A 15949-nucleotide genomic window follows, 5' to 3' on the forward strand; every position below is an offset into this window, starting at 1 on the left:
TAGTGGCAAAAAGAGCATGGTTATTTCGCTAACCGTTCACTTCGAATTCATAAACGTCGCTGCGGCACAAGATATCGCTGAACTCCAGCGCCTCACCCTGAGCGTTGCGGCTGGTTTGGATGATGTGCAACAACGGTGCGCCGCACGGCACGTTGAGCAGTTCGGCGACCTCGTCGCTGCAGGACACCGCCTTCAACAGAAAGTGTTTATCCTCCGGCACGATGCCGCGCGATTGCCATAACGCATACAGCGAGTGTTCCAGCTGCGCCGGTTCGGGCAAGAAGCGCGGTGGTATATAGGTGGTTTCCAGCGAGACCGGGCTGCCGTTCAGCAAGCGTAACCGCCGCAGTTTGATCACTTCATCCCCCTCCGCCAGCCCCAACGCCGCCGCGGCCTTGGCCGGCGCGCCGACTCGGGTGCGCAGCAGCCATCGATTGCTGACGCGGCTGCCATGACGCAGCGCCTGAGCGGTAAACCCGCTGTCCTTATCGAGGGAATAGCCGATGCGCATCGCCACGCGGGTGCCAACGCCCTGCTGCCGCGAAATCAGCCCCTTCTCCTCCAGCAGCTTCATCGCCTTGCTGACGGTGACACGCGACAGCGCCAAACCTTCCGCCATCTGCCGTTCCGGCGGCAGAAATGCCTCCGCCGCCAACACCTGCTGCCTGATCGCGGTTTCTATCGCCGTCGCCAGCTGAATATAACGCGGCGCTACCGCCCCCTGGGCCAGATGGCCACGCAGCCAGGCCATAAAATCCGTCATTCGCCCGCCCTCTTACCTATGCCATTTGTCTGGATTTCGTTTTTTATCCTATCGCCGATCCGGCGATAAGCCCCTCACCTTAACTAAAATATCGCTAATGTTTTCAGTGTGGCATCACAATTTTTGCCTAATGGACTTTCATTGGATCTAGATCGCGCGTAATCTGTGCTTATTGATGTTGATACATCAATCGCACCAACACCAGGGACCCACTTTAAAAACAATAAAAAACCCGCTGCCAGCCCTAAAGGATACCCTTGATGGCCGGTAGCGGGTCTATACTGTCAGCACAAACGGCCGAGAATAAGCAACGTAGCTAATGGATAGCCTGCTCACTGCTCATCGCCACATCACAGGATCCCCTCGCGGTGGGCGAACCGGATCGATGTCGGCAAATAGAAAGGTTCCCGCTTCGCCAAACCCCGCTGCAGACCCACTCTTTGACTACACTCATTGGCGCCGTGCGGCCGACGTGCCTCACCCGATAAGGCGGATACCGCCCTCATTTTGACAGACCCGGCGGCATCAGCCGCTACACACTGCGCGGAATCGGCGTCTTCACCGACAACGGGATAGCCGGCCTCAACCGCGCCAACGGAATCGATTTTCAGTCAACTGCGGCGGCCCTCGCGGCCCTGCGCAACAGGGATCATTTGCTATGACCGATATCAATCGCAATGAAGCATGGAAGGTAGAAAGCACCGGTATCGACCGGGTGCCGGACGCGGAACAGACCGGTAAGCCCATCGAGCTGTTTTGGATCTGGTCGGCGGCCAATATCGGTATTCTCGGCGTGGTGTACGGCGCCATCATCGTCGGCTTCGGCTTATCCTTTCTGCAATCGGTACTCGCCGCGCTGGTCGGCGTCGCCAGCTTCGTGCTGGTCGGCCTCACCAGCTTCGCCGGCAAGCGTGGGCGTACCTCTACGCTGACGCTCTCGCGAGTGATTTTCGGGCTGAAGGGCAACGTGGCGCCCACCCTGTTCAGTTGGATCAACCTGATGGGCTGGGAAGCGGTCAACGTGATCACCGGCACCCTGACGCTGGCGGCGCTGTTCGAGGCCTTCGGACTGGGAACCAGCCACCTGCTGACCGCGCTCAGCCTGCTGCTGTTCGGCGGGCTCACTGTCGTCGTCAGCCTGCTGGGGCAAAATACCGTGATCTGGATGCAAAGCTGGTTCAGCCGCATCTTTGGCACCATGACGCTGATCGTGGTGCTCTATATCCTGTTCAATACCGAGTGGAGCCAGGTGCTGGCGCTGCCATCCGGCAGCTGGCTGACCGGTTTCCTGCCGGCGGTATCGGTGATCGCCGCCGGCACCGGCATCAGCTGGGCAATCGCCGGCGCCGATTACAGCCGCTATCAAAGCCCGAGCTCGTCGAGCAAAGGCATTTTCGCCGCGGTGATGGGCGGTGCCTGTTTGCCGCTGATGCTGCTGATGCTGGCCGGTATTCTGCTTTCCGTGCAGCTCCCCGATCTGGCCAGCGCCGCCAACCCCATCGCGCTGATAGGCTCGGTGCTGCCCGCCTGGATGGCCATCCCTTATCTGCTGGCCGCCACCGCCGGCATCGTCACCATCGCAGTGCTCAGCCTGTATTCCGCCAGCCTTAACCTGCTGACCATCGGCGTGCAGGTCAAACAGTGGCTGGCGGTATCGATCGACGCCGTGGTGGTGCTGGGCATCGCCCTGTATGTCCTGTTCATCTCCGGGGATTTCATGGGGCCGTTCATCTCCTTCCTGGTGTTCTGCGGGGTGTTCCTGGCGGCCTGGGAGGCGATTTTCCTGCTCGATTACCTGTGCCTGCGCCGCCGCCACGGGTATGATGGCAACGCTTTGTACGGCCTGCATGGCCAGAACCGCGGCGTGCGCAAAGCCCCGCTGTTCTGCTGGTTCCTCGGCGCCCTGTGCGGCCTGCTGGTCACCAAAACCGGTTTTATCGACGGCCCGCTGGCCAAAGGCTTGTTCGCCGACTCCAGCCTGGGGCTGTTTGTGTCGTTTGCGGTTAGTCTGATCGCTTACGGTCTGTACCTGACCCAACGCAGAGAACATCAATGAATGAGTGGGAAGCTGTAACACCTGTCCTGGTGATGGGGGGCGCGGTCGGCGATCTGGTGATGACGCTGCCCCGCCTGCCGACCAGCGGCGAAGATATCGAAGCCCAGCCGCAGGCGCGGCAAATCGGCGGCTGCGCGTTCAACGTAGCGCGCGCGCTGACGCGCCTTGAAGTTCCGGTGATCAACGGTATGCCGGTCGGCAACGGCGAATGGGGCGCGGCGATCGAAGCCGCCATGGGCGAACTGGGGCTGGAGGTGCTGTTGCGCCACGGTCAGATGGACAACGGCTGGTGCCTAGCGCTGGTGGAACCGGACGGCGAACGCACCTTTATCACGGTTTCCGGTTGCGAAAGCCAATGGAATAAAGCGCAGCTGGCGACCCTGCCGCTGACGGAACACACGCTGATCTACGCCAGCGGCTACGAGCTGGCCGGCGAAAACGGCGAAGCGCTGCGCGAGTGGCTGACGCGCATGCCGTTCGACCAACCGCGCCTGATCGATCCCGGCCCGCGCATCGCCCAGCTCAGCGAAGATTTCTTCGCCATGCTCAGCGACAGCCACACCCTGCTGACGCTTAACCGCGACGAAGTGGCCACGCTGTGCGGCGCCGGCGACGCCGTGGAGGCCGCACAGCGCTATGCCGCCGCGCGTAATCTGACGCTGATTTGCCGCCTGGATCGCGACGGCGCATGGATCTGCGACGGCCGCACACCGCCGCTGCACGTTCCGGCCTATCCGGTAGAGGTCGTTGACACCATCGGCGCGGGCGATGCCCACTGCGCCGGTTTGCTGGCAGGCCTGTCCGCCGGCTGGCCGCTGCCGCGGGCGGTCGATCTGGCCAACCGGGTCGCCGCTTGCGTGGTGGCCAGCCTCGGTGCCGCCAATCCGCCGGACCGGCAGCAGCTGCAACAGCGCTTCCCGCAGGCCTGACGTTTCAGGGCGCAGCAAAGCCGCGCCCTCTGCCTCACTGCGCCGCCGCCGCGTTCTCCTGCGGCCGGTGGCGATAGTTGAAGCTCAGCGCGAACACAATCCCCAGCACCAGCGTATACAGCGCAAACACCAGCCAGATGCTCTGCCAGTCTTTCACGCCGTCATGGCTGAAGAAGTCCACCACCTCACCGCTGGCGAGCGCCCCCAGATAGGCGCCCAAACCGTTCACCATGGTCATGAACAGCCCCTGCGCGCTGGCGCGGATGCGGTGATCGGCCTCCTTCTCGACGAAGATGGCGCCGGAGATATTAAAGAAGTCGAACGCACAGCCGTAGACAATCATCGACAGCAACAGCAGCACGAAACCAAAGCCGACCGGCGTGCCGTACGCCAGGAACAGAAAGCGCAGCGTCCAGGCCGCCATGCTGATCAGCATCACCTGCTTGATGCCGTAACGGCGCAGGAAGAAGGGTATGGTGAGGATAAAGAACACTTCAGAGATCTGCGAGAGCGACAGCAGCACCGCCGGATACCGGACGCTGAGGCTGTCCTGATACAGCGGATTGAGCGACAGATCGTGCAGGAACGGGTTGCCGAAGGTATTGGTTATCTGCAGCGCCGCACCAAGCAACATGGCGAACAGGAAAAACAGCGCCATGCGCCGCTGGCGGAACAACACCAGCGCATCCAGCCCCAACACGCTCACCCAGCTCTTCGACTCGGCCGCGCGGTTGGTCGGGCAGCGCGGCAGCGTCAGCGAATAGGCGGACAGCAGCAGTGACGCCGCAGATGCCAGATACAGCTGCAGATTGCTGAGCTCGATGCGGCTGAAACCGACCAACCACATCGCCAGAATGAACCCCACGGTGCCGTACACCCGCACCGGCGGAAAGTCCCTCACCGTGTCAAAGCCGTGCTTTTCGAGGCAAAAATAGGAAATGGCGTTGGAGAGCGCGATGGTCGGCATATAGACCATGGCATTGAACAGCATCACCCAGAACATCAGCATCGGTTGCTCGACCTGCGCCGCGCAGTACAGCGCCAGCGCCCCGAGCAGGTGGCAAAGCGCATACAGATAGTTGGCCTTCATCCACCGGTCGGCGATGATGCCCGCCAGGCCCGGCATGATCAGCGCCGCAATGCCCTTGGCGCTGTAGACCATCCCCACCTGCATGCCGCTGAAATGCAGCGTGTTGATCATGTAGGAGCCCAGCGTCACCAGCCAGGCGCCCCAGATAAAGAACTGCAGGAAAATCATTACCTTCAATCGTGTTTTTATCGCCATCGCCATCACCTTGTTATTATGCTTTCAACGATGATTGGTGCGGCGGGCCCCCTGCAGCCCGCCGCCGGTTTGCTTGCGGTGTTACAGCGTTTTGAACAGCTCGCGGATCAGGCGCATGAAATCGTCCGCCGCCAGCGCCGCGCAGCTGAGCGTTTGTTCGTGAGAAAGAGGCGTATCCGACAGCCCTTCGGCGTAGTTGGTCATCGCGGACACCACCAGCACCTTGAGGCCACAGTGGCGCGCCGTCAGGACCTCCGGCACGATCGACATCCCCACTACGTCGCAGCCCAGGGTCTGCATCATGCGGATCTCCGCCGGCGTTTCGAAGTTCGGCCCGGTGTAGGCGGCGAATACCCCTTCCGCCAGCGGGATGCCCGCGCTTTCGGCCACCGCCGCCAGCCGGGCGCGCAGATCGCGATCGTAGGCGTTCGCCAGGCTGAAGAAGCGCGGCCCGAAGCGATCGTCGTTGGCGCCGACCAGCGGTGATTCCGGCATGAAATTGATGTGATCGGTAATGGCCACCAGGCTGCCCGGCGCCACCGAACGGCGCAGCGAACCGGCGGCGTTGGTCGCCAGCAGGAATTCGCAGCCCAGCAGTTTGAAGGTGCGCACTGCGGTGGTCATCACCTGCATGCCACGCCCTTCATAGAAATGACCGCGCCCTTTCATGCACAATACCGGCACGCCCTCCAGCTTGCCGGCGACCAGTTGCCCGGCGTGGCCGGCGACGCCGCTCACCGGGAAGCCCGGCAGCTCCGCGTAATCGAGGGTGACGGTTTCGGTCATCACCTCCGCCAGGGCGCCGAGCCCGGAGCCGAGAATCAAGGCCGCTTTCGGCTGGAAACCCGGCAGGCGTGCGCGGACGACATCGGCGCAGATAAAAGCATCTTCTTGATTAAACATCGTATTCTCTCTTTCAGCGGGGGATAATAAGCCCCATAGTAGAGAGCGAGGCGCGGCCGAGACCAATACATTCTTGGCGGCCGATTTATTCCATTTACCTATAAGTTGAGCTGCGTCACAAGGAGGCGATACCCCGTATGAATCCGCCCCATGCCCTGCCCGATCCCGGCCGGATTAACTTCCGCCTGCTGCACTATTTCCGCGTGGTGGCGGAAGAGATGAACTTCACCCAGGCGGCGCGGCGGCTGAATATGTCACAGCCGCCGCTCAGCAAGCACATCAAGGAGCTGGAGAGCCAGCTCGGGGTGGTGCTGTTCAAACGCACTACCCGCTCCATGACGCTGACGCCGGCCGGCCGCACGCTGCTGCGCAACGTCGAGCGGCTGCTGGATCAGGCCGACAGCGCATTGCATCAGGTGCAACAGATGGGGCGTGGCGAAGGCGGCCACATGGTGGTCGGCATGGTCGGCACCTCGGCCTGGGGCGGCCTGATCGCGGCGCTGCGGCGGTTCAGCGAGCGGAGCGCCGGCGTCACCTGGTCGTTGAACGAGCTGACGCCCAGCCAGCAAATCGCCGCGCTGCAAAAGCGGCATATCGACATCGGGGTCTGGCGAGAGGCGCAGCAGCAGACGCTGCCGGGGTTAACCTGCCAACGGTTGGCAAGCGAGAGCATCGCCGTGGTGCTGCCGCTCGATCATCCGCTGGCGCGGCAGGAAAACATCCCGCTGGCGGCGCTGCAGAACGACAGCTTCATCGTGCTGCCGCCGCATGAGGCCAGCCTGGGGCTGTATCTGCACAATCTGTGTCTGCAGCAGGGATTTTTGCCGGACGTCGCTTATCAGGTCAACGAACCGCAGACCCTGCTGGCGCTGGTGGCGGAAGGCTGCGGCATCACGCTGCTGCCGGACAGCTACGGCCGCATCCCGTGGCCCGGCGTACGCTTTTGCTCGCTGCAACAGGCGCCGCCGGCGGATCTGTACGCGGTGTATCGCACCGACAGCGTCACGCCGGTGGTGCAGGCCTTCCTGGAAATGCTGCGGGCGCCGTAAGCGGCCCACAGCGCAGATTACATCGTCTGCTGCACCATCAGCTGGCCGGCGGTGCCGCGATCGGCCATCTCCAGCGTCTGGCTGTAATACAGGAACGGGAAGTGTTCGGAGGTAGGTTGGTTGAAATACACCAGCAGCTCGACGTCGCCATCGACCCAGACGGTGTCCTTCCAGCCGCGATCTTCCGCCATCGGCTGCGCGCCGTTGACGCGTTTGATCAGGAACTGCACGCCCTGAATATGGAACGCCTGCGGCGTATCCGCGTGAATGTTCCAGCGTTCCCAGGTGCCTTGCTGCGCCTGTACGTCGATGCGGTTCATGTCCCAAATCGCGCCGTTGATGCCGACGCCGCCGTCGCCCAGGCGGAAATCGCGGGTGCGGCTGGCGCTGCCGTCCAACAGCTGATCCGCCAGCAGGCGCATCGGCAGGTTGTCGGTCACCAGCGGCAGCAGGCCGGTCGGGCGCAGCGTCAGCACCTGGGTGGACACCAGAATGCTCGACGGCTCGAACAGGCCGCGCAGGCGATCCATGATGCCCGCCGCTTCACCGGCGGTGATGGTCACCTCCTCGCCCTTCGACATGTCGATCAGCACTTCCCGGCGTTCGCCAGGCGCCAACGACAGCTGCTGCACCGCGACCGGCGCAGGCAGGAAGCCCTGATCGCTGGCAATCACGTTGAACGGCCGCCCGTCGCTGAGCTGCAGGGTATAGCGGCGCGCGTTGGAGGCGTTAAGCAGGCGCAGACGCACCCAGCCGCGCGACACGTCGACATACGGGTTTTGCACGCCGTTGACCAACAGCGTATCGCCGACGAAACCGCCCTGCGACGGTGCATCGTATTGCGGTGTGCCGAAGTTATCGAAGCGTTTGTCCTGAATGATCAGCGGGAAATCGTCGACGCCATAGTGGTTGGGCAGCGGCAGCGCTTTGCTGACGGCATCTTCCACCAGCCACAGCCCGGCCAGCCCGTTGTAAACGTGCGGCGCCATACGGTTCGGCGTGTTGGCGTGGTACCAGCAGGTGGCCGCCGCCTGACGAATGGGCAGCACCGGCGACCAGTCGACGTTAGGCGACATCATGCGCGGCGCGCCGCCCATCAGCGTGCCTGGCACCTGCAGACCGCTGACGGTCATCGCTACCGGCTCCTGCAGGCGGTTGCTGTAGATCAGTTTGACGTCGTCACCGCTGTAAACCCGCACCGTCGGCCCCAGGTACATGCCGTTGATGCCCCACACCGCCGCTTTGCGGTTATCCATAAACGCCCAATGGGCGCGCTGCAAGGTCAGGAACAGCGGCTGACCGCGGCGAGACTCCAGCAGCGGGGGAATGGGTAACGGGGTCTGCGTTCCGCTCGCCTCAGCCCTCAGCGGCACGGCGCCCGCGCACAGCGCCAGGCCCGATGCCTGTAAAAACTGACGTCGACTGAGTGACATATTTTCTCCATGAAAAGCAATAACTAAACCGTGTGCAAAACCCAAACGCCCGCCAATCAAGATTAGCAGGCGTTCAGGCGTTAACGGCGCTGAACGCCAATTAAAATCCTATTCTTTGAAGCCGGTAGACTCTTATTTTTTGGCGGCGTTGCGCTGGGCGACTTCGGCGTCCAATTCGGCGATTTTCGCCTCCATCAGCTCGCGGCAATGGGCCGCCAGCTCACGCACGTTTTCTTTGCCGTATTTGCTGGTATCCACCGGCGCCAACATCTCGACGATCACATGACCGTTATTCCAGCGATTAAGATTTATATTACCGCTGGTGGTCGATACGCAGATCGGCACAATCGGCACGCCGGCGGCGATGGCCGCGTGGAACGCGCCGGTTTTAAACGGCATCAGCCCACGACCGCGGCTGCGGGTCCCTTCCGGGAACATCCAGATCGAAATATCTTTCTTTTTGAACTGCTCCGCCACCTGGGCGATGGTGCCGTGCGCCTTGGCGCGATTATCACGATCTATCAGCAGATTACCGGTCAGCCAATACAGCGGGCCGAAAAACGGGATCCACACCAGACTTTTTTTACCGACGGTCACGGTGCGCGGCTGCACGATATTGGAGGCCGTCACCATGTCGTAGTTATTTTGGTGGTTGGCGATATAGATGCAGTTGCCATTGTTGGCCGCATCGGCCGGCACGCGGGTTTCAACCTTGATGCCGAACAGCGTCGACAGGCGGCCGAAAAGATGGCCGAAGGTCGCCACATGGCGAGGGTTGCGCGGACTGAACAAGCAATAAACAGAACCGAAAATACACACCAGAATACAGAAAAGAGTGGCGAGAACGGCACGCAAAATCAATAACATAACAACCTCATTAGCACACTGCCAACGCAGTTTACTTCGCTGCGCAGATTCCTTTACTCATTATTTGCCGGCCAGGCGGTAAGCACGCCGATGTCGCCTGCATTTCTCGCTATTTTCCTGCCAGGCGGCAGTACGCACAATAATTTTATGCGCAGAAATGTTAACTATTTGGAAAATAAACGCCAGCAAAAATAAATAAGGCGGCCACAGCTCGCTGCGACCGCCCGTTAACGCCGGCGCCAACGCTTACTCTTCGCTGTCGCCGCCCGACGCCCGCACCGGCGCATCCACTTCCACGCGATCGATGCGCTGCAGGCCGCGCGGCAACTGGGTGCCCTTACGGCCGCGCTCCGCACGGAACTTCTGCAGATCTTCCGGACGCAGCGTCAGCTTGCGTTTGCCGACGTGCAGCGTGACGGAGGCCTGCGGCGGCAGCACGAACAGCCAGGCCAGCTTGTCTTCACCGGCGGCGGCCTGCGCCGCCGGAATGGAGACGATCTTGTTGCCCTTGCCCTTCGACAGCTGCGGCAGATCGGCGACCGGGAACATCAGCATGCGCCCGGCGGCGGTAATCGACAGCAGCATATCGTCTGCGCCGTGGATCTCCATCGGCGGCAGCGCTCTGGCGTTGTCCGGCAGCGTGATCATCACCTTGCCGGCGCGGTTGCGCGCCACCAGATCGTTGAAGGTGCAAACGAAACCGTAACCGGCGTCGGAAGCCATCAGCAGTTTCTGATCGTCGGCCGCCATCAGCACCTGCTCGATGGTGGCGCCCGGCGGCGGCGTCAGCTTGCCGGTCAGCGGCTCGCCCTGCCCGCGCGCCGAAGGCAGCGTCATCGGATCGAGCGCATAGCTGCGCCCGGTAGAGTCGATGAACACCACCGGCTGGTTGCTCTTGCCGCGCGCCGCGCCGCGGAAGCTGTCGCCGGCCTTGTAGCTCAACCCTGTCGGATCGATGTCGTGGCCCTTGGCGCTGCGCACCCAGCCCATTTCCGACAGCACGATGGTCACCGGCTCGGACGGCACGAAGTCGTGCTCGCTCATCGCCTTGGCTTCCGCACGCTCGGTCAGCGGCGAACGGCGATCGTCGCCGTAGGTTTGCGCGTCGGCCTGGATCTCTTTCTTAATCAGCGTATTCAGCTTGCGCTCGGACGCCAGCAGCGCCTGCAGTTGATCGCGTTCTTTCGCCAGCTCGTCCTGCTCACCGCGGATCTTGACCTCTTCCAGCTTGGCCAGATGACGCAGTTTCAGCTCGAGGATCGCTTCCGCCTGGGTATCGGAGATGCCGAAACGCTGCATCAGCACCGGCTTCGGCTCATCCTCGCTGCGGATGATGTGGATCACCTCGTCGATATTGAGGAACGCCACCAGCAAACCTTCGAGGATATGCAAACGCTTGAGCACCTTCTCGAGGCGGTAGTTCAGGCGGCGGCGCACCGTATCGCGACGATAGGCCAGCCACTCGGTGAGGATCTCCACCAGCCCTTTCACCTGCGGGCGGTTGTCCAGACCGATCATGTTCATGTTGATGCGGTAGCTGCGTTCCAGATCGGTGGTGGCGAACAGGTGATTCATCACCTGCTCCAGATCGATGCGGTTGGAACGCGGCACGATCACCAGACGCGTCGGGTTTTCGTGGTCGGATTCATCGCGCAGATCCTCGACCATCGGCAGCTTCTTGGCGCGCATCTGGCTGGCGATCTGCTCCAGCACCTTGGCGCCGGAGACCTGATGCGGCAAGGCGGTAATCACCGCGCTGCCGTCCTCTTTCTTCCACACGGCGCGCATGCGCACCGAGCCGCGGCCGCTCTGGTAAATTTTGCGAATTTCATCGCGCGGGGTAATGATCTCGGCTTCGGTCGGGAAGTCCGGCCCCTGCACGAACTCGAGCAGGTCATCGAGCGAGGCGCCCGGCTTGTCGAGCAGCGCCACCGCCGCAGCGGCGACCTCGCGCACGTTGTGCGGCGGAATGTCGGTCGCCATGCCGACCGCGATGCCGGTGGTGCCGTTCAGCAGGATGTTCGGCAGACGCGCCGGCAGCATCTTCGGCTCTTGCAGCGTGCCGTCAAAGTTCGGGATCCAGTCGACCGTGCCCTGGCCCAGTTCGGCCAGCAAGACCTCGGCGTATTTGGACAGGCGCGATTCGGTATAACGCATCGCCGCGAACGACTTGGGATCGTCCGGCGCACCCCAGTTCCCCTGGCCGTCCACCAGCGGATAGCGATACGAGAACGGCTGCGCCATCAGCACCATGGCTTCATAACACGCGCTGTCGCCGTGCGGGTGATACTTACCCAGCACGTCGCCCACGGTGCGGGCGGATTTCTTGAATTTGGCGCTGTTGGTCAGCCCCAGCTCAGACATGGCGTAGATGATGCGGCGTTGTACCGGCTTCAAACCGTCGCCAATGTACGGCAACGCCCGATCCATGATGACGTACATGGAATAGTTCAGATAGGCGTTTTCAGTGAATGTGTGCAGCGGTAAACGCTCTACACCGTCATGAGTCAGATCACTCATTACTCAATTATCCTCAGACCGTGGCTTGGCAATCCCTTGGACGACAAAAGGCATCGCTTGTCGATTCTGCCCGCGATAGTAACCCATCTGCGGGGTAGCTGTCACAGTTGGCGCAAGGATCGCCGGCGACGGCCGATTGCGCGATGCGGTTTATGCAAAATTTCGCTACCTGGCGGCCTCTTTATTGACTGGCAGTCAACACTGTTGTGCGCTGGATCGCATTTTTACTTGCCTGACTCACGATTACACTCGTCACCAGCGAGATGGTTTCCGCCTTTTCCGCGGGAAGCATGCCATATCTTAACACTGACGGGAGCCGCGAAAGATGAGCAATATCCTGATTATCAACGCTAAAAAACAATTCGGCCATTCCAACGGCGAACTCAACCAAACCCTGAGCGACGTGGCGGAAAGCTTCCTGCGCGATCTGCAGCACGATGTGCAGGTCACCGTGGTCGACGACGGCTATGACATCGAAGCCGAAGTACAGAAATACCTGTGGGCCGACGCGGTCATCTATCAGATGCCGGGCTGGTGGATGGGCGAACCTTGGATCCTGAAAAAATACATCGATGAAGTGTTCACCGCCGGTCACGGCAGCCTGTATGCCAACGACGGTCGCTCTCGTTCTGACGAAAGCAAAAAATATGGCTCCGGCGGCCTGATCCAGGGCAAAAAATACCTGCTGAGCTTGACCTGGAACGCCCCGATGGAGGCCTTCACCGATCCCGATCAGTTCTTCCACGGCGTCGGCGTCGACGGCGTTTACCTGCACTTCCACAAGGCCAACCAGTTCCTGGGAATGGAAACGCTGCCGACCTTTATCTGCAATAACGTGATAAAACAACCGGATATCGAAGCGGACATCGCACGTTATCGCGAGCATTTGGCGAAAATTTTTGCTTAACTGACGCGGAAAATTCTCATCAACGAGGCAGACATGATCACCGTAATCGCAGAAATCAAAGTGAAACCCGGCCACCGCGCCACCGTACTGCAAGCCATTGAAAAACTGGTGCCGCTGGTGCTGGCGGAAGACGGCTGCGGCGAATATACGCCGATGGTCGACAGCAATACCCAGGCCCCCTGGCAGAAACGGTCGCCGGATTCGGTGTTCATGCTGGAGAAATGGGAAAGCATGGCGCATCTGGAAAAACACCTGGCCATTGAGCACATGCTCAAACACCGCGAGACCATCAAGGACAGCGTGCTGGACACCGAGATCTACATCCTGGAAAACGCCCTGTAAGCTCCGCCTTATAACGTCTGCGCGTCGATGTGCGCGCTGACGTAGTCAAGAAAACAGGTGATGCGTGCCGCCAATTGCGTATTGCGGTAATACACCGCGTTGATCGGCTGGCGCACGTCCAGCGTCTCCTGCTCCAGCAACGTCACCAACTTGCCGGCTTCCCGATCGCGACGGGTCATAAAGTCTGCCAGCTGTACGATCCCCTCGCCCTGCAGCGCCAATTGCCGCAGCGTTTCACCGCTGGACGCAGAGATCGTCGGCGTGATGGCGAAATGCGGCGCCTGGCGATAGCGCAACGGCCACTGGTTCAGCGACTCCGGCTGGGTAAAACCGAGCAGACAATGCCGATGCAACTCCTCCACGCTCTGTGGCGTGCCGTGCTGCTGCAGATAAGCCGGGCTGGCGAGGATGCGCAGCCGGCTGGCTCCCAGCGCGCGCGCATGAATGGTCGAATCACGCAACGCCCCGATGCGAATGGCGATATCCGTGCGTTTTTCCAGCAGATCGATAATCAGGTTGTCGGTGTTCAGCTCGAGCGAAATTTGCGGATAACGTTCTCTGAATCCCGCCACCAGCGGCACGATGACGTGCTCCATAAAAGGTGCGGCCGCATTGATCCGCAGCCGCCCGGCGGGCATTTGCCGGCGCACCGCCATTTGCTCTTCGGCATTTTCCACCGAGCTGATGATCGTACGCGCATGGTTCAGGAAGCTCAGCCCCTCTTCGGTCAGCTCCAAACGACGCGTCGTGCGGCGCATCAGGGTGGTATCGAGCTTATTCTCCAGGCGGCTGAGCGCGCGGCTGATGCCGGATGTTGTCTGGCCGAGCCGATCGGCGGCGGCGGTGATAGAACCGCTGTCGACCACCGAGGTGAACGCCAGCAATTCTTCGAGCGTGATCTTCATGCATTCCGGCCCAGGTTATCGGGCGCCGCATGAACGCCCTGCGGGAAAGCCGGCCCGGCGTTTCGCCGGGCCAGGGTCAGGCTCAGACCGCCAATTCGGCCATGTCGCCCTTGTCTTGCAGCCAGTTGCGGCGATCTTCCGAACGCTTCTTGGCCAACAGCATGTCCATCACCGCCAGCGTCTGATCGACGTCATCCTCCGCCACCGTCAGTTGCACCAGACGGCGGGTGTTCGGATCGAGGGTGGTTTCGCGCAGCTGCAGCGGGTTCATCTCGCCCAGCCCTTTAAAGCGCTGCACGTTCGGCTTGCCCTTCTTGCGCTTCAGCTGTTCCAGCACGCCGGCTTTCTCTTCTTCATCCAGCGCGTAGAACACTTCTTTACCGAGATCGATGCGATACAGCGGCGGCATAGCGACATAGACGTGGCCACCTTTCACCAGCGAACGGAAGTGGCGCACGAACAGCGCGCACAGCAGCGTGGCGATATGCAGGCCATCGGAGTCCGCATCCGCAAGGATGCAGATTTTGCCGTAGCGCAATTGGCTGAGATCTTCGCTGTCCGGATCGATGCCGATCGCCACGGAAATGTCGTGCACTTCCTGCGAGGCCAGCACTTCGTCCGAGGACACTTCCCAGGTATTCAGGATCTTGCCCTTCAGCGGCATGATCGCCTGATATTCACGATCGCGTGCCTGCTTGGCCGATCCGCCCGCCGAATCCCCTTCCACCAGGAACAATTCGGTCATGGCCAGATCCTGCGAGGTGCAGTCCGCCAGCTTGCCCGGCAGCGCCGGACCGCTGGTCAGCTTCTTGCGCACCACTTTCTTGGCGGCGCGCAGGCGGCGCTGGGCGCTGGAGATCGCCAGCTCGGCCAGCTGTTCCGCCGCCTGAACGTTCTGGTTCAGCCACAGGCTGAAGGCGTCTTTCACCACGCCGGAAACGAAGGCCGCGCACTGACGCGAGGAGAGACGCTCTTTGGTCTGCCCGGCGAACTGCGGATCCTGCATCTTCACCGACAGCACGTAGGCGCAGCGATCCCAGATATCCTCCGCCGACAGTTTCACGCCGCGCGGCAGAATATTGCGGAATTCGCAGAACTCACGCATCGCGTCCAGCAGCCCCTGACGCAGGCCGTTGACGTGGGTGCCGCCCTGCATGGTCGGGATCAGGTTGACGTAGCTTTCGGTCAGCAGCTCGCCGCCTTCCGGCAGCCACAGCAGCGCCCAGTCCACCGCTTCGGTGTCACCGGCGAAGTTGCCGACGAACGGCGCTTCCGGCAGGGTGATCAGGCCGTTAACCGCTTCCATCAGGTAGTCGGTCAGGCCGTCCTGGTAACACCAGCGCTGCTCGGTGTTGTTCACCTTATCGATGAAATAGATCTCGACGCCGGGGCACAGCACTGCTTTGGCTTTCAGCAGGTGAGTCAGGCGCGATACCGAGAAACGCGGGCTGTCGAAGAACTGTTCGTCGGGCCAGAAGTGCACGCTGGTGCCGGTGTTGCGTTTGCCGCAGGTGCCGGTCACCGTCAGATCTTGCACTTTGTCGCCGTTTTCGAAGGCGATGCTGTAAACGTTGCCGTCGCGGCGCACGTTGACTTCCACCCGCTTCGACAGGGCGTTGACCACCGAGATGCCCACGCCGTGCAGGCCGCCGGAGAACTGGTAGTTTTTATTCGAGAATTTACCGCCGGCGTGCAGCCGACACAGGATCAACTCAACCGCCGGCACGCCCTCTTCCGGGTGGATGTCCACCGGCATGCCGCGGCCGTCGTCGATCACTTCCAGCGACTGATCGGCGTGCAGGATCACGTCGATGCGCTTGGCGTGGCCGGCCAACGCTTCGTCGACGCTGTTATCGATCACCTCTTGGCCGAGGTGGTTTGGGCGCGTCGTGTCGGTATACATGCCGGGACGACGGCGCACTGGTTCTAGACCGCTGAGTACTTCAATGGCATCAGCGTTATAGCTGGATTGAGTCATCGTTGATTATTT

At 61.4% G+C, this 15949-nt stretch carries 13 protein-coding genes; 5 read left to right on the forward strand and 8 right to left on the reverse strand.

Annotation, left to right across the window (positions count from 1 at the left end):
- Window positions 1-28 precede the first annotated feature (28 nt).
- On the reverse strand, window positions 29-763 hold the full coding sequence (locus ACOWVD_RS14555) for a GntR family transcriptional regulator (RefSeq protein ID WP_004937283.1): 735 nt from the start codon (window positions 761-763) through the stop codon (window positions 29-31).
- Window positions 764-1421: 658 nt separating this feature from the next.
- On the opposite strand from ACOWVD_RS14555, the gene ACOWVD_RS14560 reads away from it, so the two are divergent.
- Both ACOWVD_RS14560 and ACOWVD_RS14565 read left to right on the forward strand, forming a co-directional pair.
- Complete coding sequence (locus ACOWVD_RS14560) at window positions 1422-2819, forward strand: purine-cytosine permease family protein (RefSeq protein ID WP_421105640.1); 1398 nt, start codon at window positions 1422-1424, stop codon at window positions 2817-2819.
- The gene (locus ACOWVD_RS14565; RefSeq protein ID WP_049241521.1) at window positions 2816-3748 is read left to right on the forward strand and encodes a PfkB family carbohydrate kinase; all 933 of its coding nucleotides are present in this window, start codon (window positions 2816-2818) and stop codon (window positions 3746-3748) included. The genes ACOWVD_RS14560 and ACOWVD_RS14565 overlap by 4 nt, the downstream gene beginning before the upstream one ends.
- A gap of 34 nt (window positions 3749-3782) precedes the next feature.
- Here ACOWVD_RS14565 and ACOWVD_RS14570 read toward each other — a convergent pair whose 3' ends face one another.
- Both ACOWVD_RS14570 and xapA read right to left on the reverse strand, forming a co-directional pair.
- Window positions 3783-5033, reverse strand: coding sequence for a nucleoside permease (locus tag ACOWVD_RS14570; RefSeq protein ID WP_049241560.1), 1251 nt, complete (start codon window positions 5031-5033; stop codon window positions 3783-3785).
- A gap of 81 nt (window positions 5034-5114) precedes the next feature.
- Window positions 5115-5936: a xanthosine phosphorylase gene (xapA, locus tag ACOWVD_RS14575; RefSeq protein WP_197763837.1), complete on the reverse strand. Its 822-nt coding sequence runs from the start codon at window positions 5934-5936 to the stop codon at window positions 5115-5117.
- 137 nt (window positions 5937-6073) lie between these two features.
- Between xapA and ACOWVD_RS14580 the strand changes: the two genes are divergently transcribed.
- A complete protein-coding gene (locus tag ACOWVD_RS14580) occupies window positions 6074-6985 on the forward strand; it encodes a LysR family transcriptional regulator (RefSeq protein ID WP_197763836.1) in 912 nt (303 codons plus the stop codon).
- A 17-nt stretch (window positions 6986-7002) separates the two neighbouring features.
- Here the strand turns inward: ACOWVD_RS14580 and ftsP are convergent, their stop codons facing one another.
- The 3 genes from ftsP to parC all read right to left on the reverse strand — a co-directional run bounded on the left by ftsP (window position 7003) and on the right by parC (window position 11805).
- Window positions 7003-8418, reverse strand: coding sequence for a cell division protein FtsP (gene ftsP / locus ACOWVD_RS14585; RefSeq protein ID WP_049241517.1), 1416 nt, complete (start codon window positions 8416-8418; stop codon window positions 7003-7005).
- Window positions 8419-8550: 132 nt separating this feature from the next.
- Window positions 8551-9285, reverse strand: a complete 735-nt coding sequence (locus ACOWVD_RS14590) for a 1-acylglycerol-3-phosphate O-acyltransferase (RefSeq protein ID WP_004937266.1) — start codon at window positions 9283-9285, stop codon at window positions 8551-8553.
- Between the two features lie 246 nt (window positions 9286-9531).
- The gene (gene parC, locus ACOWVD_RS14595) at window positions 9532-11805 is read right to left on the reverse strand and encodes a DNA topoisomerase IV subunit A (RefSeq protein WP_004937261.1); all 2274 of its coding nucleotides are present in this window, start codon (window positions 11803-11805) and stop codon (window positions 9532-9534) included.
- Window positions 11806-12130: 325 nt separating this feature from the next.
- Between parC and ACOWVD_RS14600 the strand changes: the two genes are divergently transcribed.
- Both ACOWVD_RS14600 and ACOWVD_RS14605 read left to right on the forward strand, forming a co-directional pair.
- Window positions 12131-12712, forward strand: a complete 582-nt coding sequence (locus ACOWVD_RS14600; RefSeq protein WP_197798895.1) for an NAD(P)H-dependent oxidoreductase — start codon at window positions 12131-12133, stop codon at window positions 12710-12712.
- A 33-nt stretch (window positions 12713-12745) separates the two neighbouring features.
- Complete coding sequence (locus ACOWVD_RS14605) at window positions 12746-13054, forward strand: putative quinol monooxygenase (protein ID WP_004937258.1); 309 nt, start codon at window positions 12746-12748, stop codon at window positions 13052-13054.
- Window positions 13055-13062: 8 nt separating this feature from the next.
- Here the strand turns inward: ACOWVD_RS14605 and ACOWVD_RS14610 are convergent, their stop codons facing one another.
- Both ACOWVD_RS14610 and parE read right to left on the reverse strand, forming a co-directional pair.
- Entirely contained in the window at window positions 13063-13959 is an 897-nt protein-coding gene (locus ACOWVD_RS14610; protein WP_015379080.1) for a LysR substrate-binding domain-containing protein, read from the reverse strand.
- A gap of 82 nt (window positions 13960-14041) precedes the next feature.
- The gene (gene parE, locus ACOWVD_RS14615) at window positions 14042-15937 is read right to left on the reverse strand and encodes a DNA topoisomerase IV subunit B (protein ID WP_004937254.1); all 1896 of its coding nucleotides are present in this window, start codon (window positions 15935-15937) and stop codon (window positions 14042-14044) included.
- Window positions 15938-15949: the final 12 nt, after the last annotated feature.

The sequence above is a fragment of the Serratia sp. SA088 genome, from assembly GCF_049065515.1.
Taxonomy (GTDB): domain Bacteria; phylum Pseudomonadota; class Gammaproteobacteria; order Enterobacterales; family Enterobacteriaceae; genus Serratia; species Serratia nematodiphila.